At 59.2% G+C, this 3,086-nt stretch carries 3 protein-coding genes; all 3 read right to left on the bottom strand.

The genetic code is table 11. The features are described from left to right. Nucleotides 1–1,054: glycosyltransferase family 4 protein (locus ACFFAR_RS29345; RefSeq protein WP_375509027.1), on the bottom strand; the 1,054-nt coding region annotated here is incomplete at its 3' end. Between the two features lie 57 nt (nt 1,055–1,111). After that, complete coding sequence (locus ACFFAR_RS29340; RefSeq protein ID WP_062000091.1) at nt 1,112–2,068, bottom strand: GDP-L-fucose synthase; 957 nt, start codon at nt 2,066–2,068, stop codon at nt 1,112–1,114. A 7-nt stretch (nt 2,069–2,075) separates the two neighbouring features. Beyond that, nucleotides 2,076–3,086, bottom strand: a 1,011-nt coding sequence (gene gmd / locus ACFFAR_RS29335) for a GDP-mannose 4,6-dehydratase (protein WP_375509026.1), incomplete at its 5' end; no start/stop codon positions are given.

Below are 3,086 nucleotides of genomic sequence, written 5' to 3'. Positions count from 1 at the left end.
TAGCGGTGCCCGCCGTATCGGCGAACGCTTCGATCGACTTGAGCATGGTGCGCTGCAGGGCCGGGATGTCGCCCGCCGGGAATGCATAACCCGATACCCCGTCGATCACCAGTTCCGGCACGCAGCCGCAGCTCTCGCTCGTCACCGACGGACAGCCGTGGCTCAACGCTTCATTGACCACCAGACCCCACGGTTCGCTCATGCTCGGCAACACCATGCACGTCGCACCGAAGTATTCGATCGAAAGCGGCTCGTCCTGCAAGCTGCCGAGGAACGTGATCGAATCCGTCATGCTCATGTCCGCGACCTTGGCCTTGAGTTCGTCGCCCATTGGACCGGTGCCGACAATGCGCAGCGATGCATCGGGAATACGTTCTTTCAAGCCGCGGAACGCATCGATCAGCGTGCCAATGCCCTTCTCCGGCGACAACCGTCCCACGTAGACGAACACCGGCTTCGATCCCGCGCGGTAATGCATCCGGTCCTCCAGCGCGCGTTCGGGCGAGAACGAACGCGGCAACGCTGCTGCCTGGCACGGGATGAAAATCTTTTCCTGCTTTGCACCAAGCGACATCAGATATTCGCGGCTGCGTTCCCCGAAGCCGAAATAACCATCGCATAGCGAGAAGAACACGCGCTTCGGAATCGACGTAAGCATCTTGCGCGGCCGGTCACGTCCCGTGGAATCGCAGAACACGGCGCGGCGCTTGCCCGTGAGAATGCAGGCCGCCATCATCGCCCAGTATTCGGGGCGGTGATAACCCGGCAGCACGACCAGATCCGTCTTCGCCTTCAGCACTTCCCACGTAAGGCGCGCTGTCATGCGCCAGGTCGGAACGTCTTCATAACAGCCGTTGTAGAGCTTGCGCATCGGATAGCTGTGGAACGAATAATCCACGTCCGAAAATCCGATACGGTCATGTTCGGTATCGGCGATCTGCACCATCGAATACTTGATCGACCCCGAGCCTGAAATATTGTGCAGCGCAGACAAGACCGCGCCTTTATGCCGCGACCAGACGACATTATGGAAAATGGTGACCCTGGCGTTCATGTTCTAGTTATCCCTATTGGTAGCGTGTACTTCACGAGGCATGAGGCACCGCCGGCCTCATGCGTGAGCCGGCTGCTGGCTCAGCACCTCGTAGTGCTGCAAGAAGTCCTGGTAGGTCGCGCGAATGCCCTGCTCGAGCCCCGTCGATGCAAGCCATCCCATGTTGCCGAGCTTCGATACATCCAGCAGCTTGCGCATCGTGCCGTCGGGCTTGGTCGCGTCGAACACGAGTTCACCCTCGAAGCCGACAACGCTGCAGACCGTTTCTGCGAGTTCGCGGATCGACAGGTCTTCACCCACGCCCACGTTGAACACGCCTTCCTCATGCGCGCTTTCCATCAGGAACACGGACGCGTCCGCGAGGTCATCCACGTGCAGGAACTCACGGCGTGGCGTACCCGAACCCCATACCGTCAGCGTGCTTTCGCCATTGAGCTTCGCTTCGTGCGCCTTGCGAATCAGCGCCGGCAATACATGGCTGCTTTTCAGGTCGTAGTTGTCGTTCGGACCGTAAAGGTTGGTCGGCATCAGCGAGATGAATTTGCAACCGTACTGGCGGTTATAAGCCTCGCAAAGCTTCAACCCTGCAATCTTCGCAATCGCATACGCCTCGTTGGTCGGTTCCAGCGCGGAGGTCAGGAGGTACTCTTCCTTGATCGGCTGCGGACACGCTTTCGGGTAGATACAAGACGAACCAAAGAACACCAGTTTCGAAACATTCCAGCGGCATGCCGCATGGATCACGTTGGTTTCGATCGTGAGGTTTTCGTAAATGAACGATGCCGGCAGCGTCGAATTCGCAAGAATCCCGCCGACCTTCGCGGCCGCGAGCATCACGACGTCGATGCTCTCCTTCTCGAAGAACATGTTCACACCCACCTGATCCGTCAGGTCGAGCTGCGAACGCGTTCGCGTGATGATGTTCTTGTACCCTGCGTCGGTGAGCCGGCGCACCAGCGCGGAACCCACCATGCCCCGATGACCCGCTACAAAAATGCGTGCGTTTTTGTCCATGATTTTTTTACTCGTGGTGTTCAAGGGCTTTGAATCCGGCCAGCGTGACGAGGGCGTCACGCCGTGCGATCTGGTAATCCGAACGAACCATCTCCTTGACGAGCGCGGAGAAGGTCGTAGTGGGACGCCAGCCAAGTTTTGCGTGTGCCTTCGAAGGATCGCCAAGCAGGGTTTCGACTTCGGTCGGACGGAAATAACGCGGATCGACGCGGACGATCACATCACCCTTGACGAGTTTGGTTTCGCGCCCTTCAACCCGGTCGACGATACCAACTTCATCCACGCCCTTGCCTTCAAAACGCAGATGCACGCCAAGCTCGGCCGCCGCCTGAATAACGAACTCGCGCACGCTGTGCTGCTCGCCCGTTGCGATCACGAAGTCTTCCGCCTTGTCCTGCTGCAGCATCAGCCATTGCATCTCTACATAGTCGCGCGCATGACCCCAGTCGCGCAGCGCCGAGAGATTGCCGAGATACATGTTCTCCTGCAGGCCGACTGCGATACGCGCCATGGCGCGCGTGATCTTGCGCGTGACGAACGTCTCGCCGCGCACCGGCGACTCGTGATTGAACAAGATGCCGTTGCACGCGTACATGCCATACGCTTCGCGATAATTCACTGTCATCCAGTACGCATACAGCTTCGCAGCGGCATACGGACTGCGCGGATAAAACGGCGTCGTTTCGCGCTGCGGCGATTCCTGCACGAGGCCATAGAGCTCGGACGTCGATGCCTGGTAGAAGCGCGTCTTCTTCTCCATGCCCAGGATGCGGACCGCTTCGAGGATGCGCAATGCACCGAGACCATCGGCATTCGCGGTGTACTCGGGCTCTTCGAACGACACCTGCACGTGGCTCTGCGCGCCCAGGTTGTAGATCTCGTCGGGCTCGGTGCGCTGCACGATATGCATGATGCTCGAGGTATCCGTCAGGTCCCCGTGGTGCAGCACCAGCTTCGGGCCGTCCTCATGCGGGTCGCTGTAGAGATGGTCGATGCGATCCGTATTGAAGAGCGAACT

Origin of the sequence: uncultured Caballeronia sp., assembly GCF_964243625.1 — a bacterium.
In the GTDB taxonomy this organism is placed as follows: domain Bacteria; phylum Pseudomonadota; class Gammaproteobacteria; order Burkholderiales; family Burkholderiaceae; genus Caballeronia.
This window is presented reverse-complemented; position numbering and strand designations above follow the sequence as displayed.

Excerpts from the sequence above, each read along its gene's own strand:
- ACFFAR_RS29340 (WP_062000091.1), bottom strand. The coding sequence starts at position 2,068 with ATGGACAAAAACGCACGCATTTTTGTAGCGGGTCATCGGGGCATGGTG.